The 5,620-nt window shown below is 64.3% G+C and carries 5 protein-coding genes; all 5 read left to right on the top strand.

Going from position 1 to position 5,620, the window contains the following annotated elements; all coding sequences use genetic code 11:
• Positions 1–391: cytochrome c-type biogenesis protein (locus ACXJL8_RS32165; protein WP_456686234.1), on the top strand; the 391-nt coding region annotated here is incomplete at its 5' end.
• A gap of 106 nt (positions 392–497) precedes the next feature.
• Positions 498–1,841, top strand: coding sequence for a methyl-accepting chemotaxis protein (locus tag ACXJL8_RS32170; protein WP_456686235.1), 1,344 nt, complete (start codon positions 498–500; stop codon positions 1,839–1,841).
• Between the two features lie 222 nt (positions 1,842–2,063).
• Positions 2,064–3,638 (top strand): Do family serine endopeptidase, encoded by a 1,575-nt coding sequence (locus tag ACXJL8_RS32175; protein WP_456623634.1) that lies wholly within the window; start codon positions 2,064–2,066, stop codon positions 3,636–3,638.
• Positions 3,639–3,921: 283 nt separating this feature from the next.
• Positions 3,922–4,602 (top strand): response regulator transcription factor, encoded by a 681-nt coding sequence (locus ACXJL8_RS32180; protein WP_456623633.1) that lies wholly within the window; start codon positions 3,922–3,924, stop codon positions 4,600–4,602.
• A 144-nt stretch (positions 4,603–4,746) separates the two neighbouring features.
• Positions 4,747–5,085, top strand: coding sequence for a helix-turn-helix domain-containing protein (locus ACXJL8_RS32185; protein WP_456623632.1), 339 nt, complete (start codon positions 4,747–4,749; stop codon positions 5,083–5,085).
• The last annotated feature ends 535 nt before the right edge of the window (positions 5,086–5,620 follow it).

A 5,620-nucleotide genomic window follows, 5' to 3' on the forward strand; every position in this document is an offset into this window, starting at 1 on the left:
CGCGAAGGAAACCCGCGCGCGTGAATTGTCGCGCGAGCTGCGCTGCATGGTCTGCCAGAACCAGTCGATCGACGATTCCGACGCACCGCTTGCGCGCGATCTGCGGCTGCTGGTGCGCGAGCGGATCGCGGCCGGCGACAGCAATTCGCAGGTGCTCGACTTCCTCGTGGCGCGCTACGGCGAGTTCGTGCTGCTGAAGCCGCGCTTCGAGCGGCAGACCTTGCTGTTGTGGTTGCTCGCGCCGCTGCTGCTGGCCGGCGGCGGTCTGGCGTTGTGGCTGCAAATCCGGCGTCGCGCCCGGAATGGTGCAGACGTACCAGCACCGCCGCTCACGCCCGATGAAGAAGCGCAGCTCGCCGCATTGATGTCCGACGACGCCAAATCGCGCTAGCTACGTAATGATACGTAGGCTGCGCAGCGCAGCGTGTTTCATGCTCTGTTGACCTTTGTCTGGAAGCTTGTCGCGAAATTCGATTCCAGACTTTGAGTCCTCAGCAATGTTCACGAACAGCAACCTGACGATCCGCTTCCTGGTCGGCGCCGTCGTCGCTGCATTACTGTTCCTGCTGGGCATCGGCGGCGGCACCGGCTTCGTCGCGGTGCTCTATCTCAACAACGAAATCACCAGCCTGTCGTCGGACTTCGCCGCGCTGAGCGGGCCCGCGCGCGACCATGCGATGCAGATCTACCAGCAGGCACAGGCCGCGTTCTCCTGGTTCCTGATCGCCTGCGGCGTGATCGCGGTCGTCGCCATCGCGATCTGCTTCACCACCTGGTTTGCCGTGCGCAACGGCATCCTCAACCCGCTGGCGGCGATCGTGCATGCCATGCGCGAGGTCGCCGCCCAGAAGTTCGAGACATCAGTTCCGGGACTTGGCGGTACCAACGAGATCGGCCTGCTCGCCGGCGCGCTCGAGGTTTTCAAGACCAACGGCCTGGAGCGGCGCCGCCTCACGGCGCAGCAGCTCCACGAAGCGCAGCACCAGGCCGAGCGGTCGAAATATCTCGACGCCCGGATCAAGAGCTTCAACGAGCTCGTGGCCGGCGTCGTCGACCGCGTGGCGTCCTCGGCCGTGCATCTGAAGCGCAACGCCGAGACCCTCTCGCAGGCCGCCAACGACACCAGCAGCAAGGCCAATGCGGTGGCGAGCGCCGCGAGCCAGGCCAGCGCCAGCGTCCAGACGGTCGCGGGCTCCGCCGAGGAGATGACGAACTCGATCGGAATGATCAGCCGCCGCGTCACGGATGCGACCCAGCGCGCCGAGGGCGCGGCGACCCAGGCAGAGAAGAGCCGCGACACCATCCACACATTGTCGGGCGCCGCCGACAAGATCGGTGAAGTCGTGCAGCTGGTGCAGGCCATCGCCTCGCAGACCAACCTGTTGGCGCTCAATGCCACGATCGAGGCGGCACGGGCAGGGGAAGCCGGCAAGGGATTTGCGGTGGTCGCTTCCGAGGTGAAAAGCCTCGCGCACCAGACCAGCAAGGCGACCGAGGAGATCACCTCGCATGTCGCCAGCATCCAGGGGATCACCGCCGACACGYGTGGCGCGATTGACGCTATCTCAAAGACGCTGTCGGAGATCTCGTCGATCATGTCAGGCATTGAGGTCGACACCGCCCAGCAGCGCACCGCCACCCAGGACATCACGCGCAGTGTCCAGGATGCCGCGCGCGGCACGCTCGACGTCTCCAATCATATCGTCCAGATCACCTCGACCTCCGCGGAAACCGGACGCATGGCGGCCGAGGCGCGCGATTCCGCCGTCGACCTGTCGCAGCAGGCCGAGACCCTGAAGCGCGAAGTCGACGAGTTCATCGCAGGCGTCAGGGCGGGCTGAAGCGGCGGAAATCAGGCTCTGGCGCGCGGCGCCGGAACCCTATTAAGTTCCTGTGGAATCACAGTTTTCAGCCTGCGATAAACTGCCGCATCCGCCGGCCCCTTCATTACAAAAGTTTAACCCCGCCGCCAGCGCGCGGTAAGGCGGGAGCCCCCATCTTCAGGATCGTAAGGTGCTGCCATCCGGCACCAAATGGATTTCAAGGCCCTGGAGAACCTCTGCATGACCGATCGTCCCGATCTCTCGAATCTTCCGTCCTACCGGCAGCCCCGCCGGTCGGTTTTCTCCGCGCGCAAGATCGCGCTGATGGCCTCGGTCGTCGCCGGCCTCGGTGCCGCGGTCTATGGCTTCAGTCCGTCGACCTCGCCTGCCGACCTGTTCTCCAGCCCGGCGCATGCGCAGGTCAACAACGAGGTCCGGAAGGTCGAGCGTCCCGTCGGTTTCGCCGACATTGTCGAGCGCGTGAAGCCCTCGGTGATCTCGGTGAAGGTCAACCTCAAGGAAAAGACTGCGAGCAACGATGACGGCGACGATTCCTCGCCGTTCCAGCCGGGCTCGCCGATGGAGCGCTTCTTCCGCCGCTTCGGCGGTCCGGATGGGTTCCCGGGCCAGAAGGGCGGCCGCGGCCGCGTGGTCCAGGGCCAGGGCTCCGGCTTCTTCATCTCGGCCGACGGCTACGCCGTGACCAACAACCACGTGGTCGACGGCGCCGACAAGGTCGAGGTCACGACCGACGACGGCAAGACCTATACCGCCAAGGTGATCGGCACCGACCAGCGCACCGACGTGGCCCTGATCAAGGTCGAGGGCAGCTCGAACTTCCCGTTCGCCAAGCTGGCCGACGGCAAGCCGCGGATCGGCGACTGGGTGCTCGCGGTCGGCAACCCGTTCGGCCTCGGCGGCACCGTGACGGCGGGCATCGTCTCGGCCAGCGGCCGCGACATCGGCAACGGTCCGTATGACGATTTCATCCAGATCGACGCGCCCGTGAACAAGGGTAATTCCGGCGGTCCGGCCTTCAACACCGACGGCGAGGTGATGGGCGTCAACACCGCGATCTATTCGCCCTCCGGCGGCAGCGTCGGTATCGCGTTCTCGATTCCCGCCAGCACCGTGAAGAGCGTGGTTGCGCAGCTCAAGGACAAGGGCTCGGTCAGCCGCGGCTGGATCGGTGTGCAGATTCAGCCGGTGACATCAGACATCGCCGACAGCCTCGGCATGAAGAAGGCCGAAGGCGCGCTGGTTGCGGAGCCGCAGGCGAACGGTCCGGCCGCCAAGGCCGGCATCGAGTCCGGCGACGTGATCACGTCGGTCAACGGCGAATCCGTCAAGGACGCCCGCGAGCTCGCTCGCACCATTGGCGGCTTGGCGCCCGGCGCGACCGTGAAGCTCAACGTGCTGCACAAGGGCCAGGACAAGGTCGTGAACCTCACCCTCGGCCAGCTGCCGAACACGGTCGAGGCCAAGGCCGACACCGATAACGACAGCGGCAAGGGCGCGAGCAAGGGCACCGATGTGCCGAAGCTCGGCATGACGGTCGCACCCGCGAATTCCGTGGCCGGCGCCGGCAAGGACGGCGTCGTGGTCACCGAAGTCGATCCGAAGAGCGCCGCGGCCGAACGCGGCTTCAAGGAGGGCGACGTGATTCTCGAAGTCGGCGGCAAGAGCGTCAGCACCGCCGGCGACGTCCGCGACGCCATCAACACGGCGCGGACCGACAACAAGAACAGCGTCCTGATGCGCGTGAAGAGCGGCGGCCAGTCGCGCTTTGTCGCAGTGCCCCTGGCCAAGGGCTAGGCCCGGCCAGGGCCCAGGAGGCTTACGAGATGAAGGGTGTCGCCGGCATCAGTCGCCCCCGCCGCCGGCGCCCTTCAGGGAAGCAGCGTAACGTTCGCTTCCCCAGTCTACCTTCCGGTGGAATTACGCCCCCCTCCGTCGGAAGGCCTAGGGCGGTGAGGTCCCCCCAGCTTCACCGCCCGCCTTTTTCCCGCCCCAAGTCTCTTTCGCTTGGCTTGCATGCGATTGCCCCGCGCGCCATGTTCATAGAAGGTTGACCTCCTTGACCGCCGCCGAACGCACGATGCGCCTCCTCATCATCGAAGACGACCGCGAATCCGCCGACTATCTCGTGAAGGCGTTTCGCGAAGTCGGACATATTGCCGACCACGCCAGCGACGGCGAGGAAGGCCTCGCCATGGCCGAGAACGGCGACTATGACGTTCTGGTGGTCGACCGCATGCTGCCCAAGCGCGACGGCCTGTCCCTGATCGGCGCCCTGCGCGACCAGGGCGACTCGACTCCGGTGCTGATCCTTTCGGCGCTCGGGCAGGTCGACGACCGCATCAAGGGCCTGCGTGCCGGCGGCGACGACTATCTGCCAAAGCCCTATTCCTTCGCCGAGCTGCTGGCCCGGGTCGAGGTGCTGTCGCGCCGCCGCGGCGGTCCGGCCGAGGACACGCTCTACCGGGTCGGCGATCTCGAGCTCGACCGGCTCTCCCATCGCGTCGCCCGCGGCAAGGACGAGCTGACGCTCCAGCCGCGCGAATTCCGCCTGCTCGAATATCTGATGAAACATGCCGGCCAGGTGGTGACCCGCACCATGCTGCTGGAGAACGTCTGGGACTATCATTTCGATCCGCAGACCAACGTGATCGACGTGCACATTTCGCGGTTGCGTTCCAAGATCGACAAGGGTTTTGAGCGGCCGCTGCTGCACACGATCCGCGGCGCCGGATACATGATCCGCGACGGGATAAGATAAAGCCAAGAAACATCAATCGCTTCGCTCCCAGATCGGCTAGCGGATTACCGTTTTCTTACCGGCCCGCAAGCGTGCGCCAGATATCAAACGTTCACGACTGGCGCTTACTTCGGACTAGCGAGATTCTGGCCGGAGAGGACCATCATGGTTGGCAAGAGGCATGCCTCGGAGGAGATTTCGGCCAAGTTGGCGCAAGCCAAAGAACTTGCGGCCAAGGGAAAGACCCAGCGCGAGATATCGCAGGCGCTCGGTGTCAGCATCATGACCTACCATCGCTGGAAGAAGCTGCCCGGTTCGTCGGTGCCACTTGATGGCCGGCGCGGGGAGGCCGACGGCCGGCCATCCGGTCTCAGTGAGGCCAGCACCATAGAGACGATCAAGCGGTTAGAACTTGAGAACGCGCAATTGCGGCGTCTCGTGACCGACATGCTGCTGGAAAAGCTAAAATACGAAGAAGAGCTTCGGTCGCGCCAGACTTCCTGAATTTGCTCGCCAAACCCACTCGCGCGGGCCTGTCTTATGCCGCGTCCTCATGCTTTGCATCGTGTTCTTGTGTGCACCYCCACAGCATCACAAACAACCAAGCCGCCATCCCCGCGCTCAACCGAGTCCGCCAATAAGGTTACATCACGCAATCACGCGCGCCCCGAGTTCGTCTAAAACAAAGCCTCTCCGCAACTCGTGCGCAGCGGCCGTCAAATGGGAGCCTACAATGAGCCCGTGCCGCTTCAATTTCAGGAGAGCAACGGGGTCACACAGCTCGATAGAAGCCCGGCTCCCAACACTGCAATGGCGCGTTGCTCCTCCGCGTCGAGATTAGCCCAGGAGATGCCCTTCATCACCAGCCCCAAATTGTCCAAGGGCTCCTCAAAATCCAAACGCGCGCCTGATCTGCCGCAGCATATCCATGGCCGCGTCGGTGTACCGACCGTTGGAGGTATTGATCAAGCTGCGCTGTGCTAATCAGCGCCACAACTGCCACAGTAAAGCCCTTAAACATTGGGCCTCTCCTGAAAGA

Source organism: Bradyrhizobium sp. P5_C11_2, from assembly GCF_054049755.1.

Coding starts and splice junctions, on each gene's coding strand:
- ACXJL8_RS32180 (WP_456623633.1), top strand. CDS start 3,922: ATGCGCCTCCTCATCATCGAAGACGACCGCGAATCCGCCGACTATCTC.
- ACXJL8_RS32185 (WP_456623632.1), top strand. CDS start 4,747: ATGGTTGGCAAGAGGCATGCCTCGGAGGAGATTTCGGCCAAGTTGGCG.
- ACXJL8_RS32175 (WP_456623634.1), top strand. CDS start 2,064: ATGACCGATCGTCCCGATCTCTCGAATCTTCCGTCCTACCGGCAGCCC.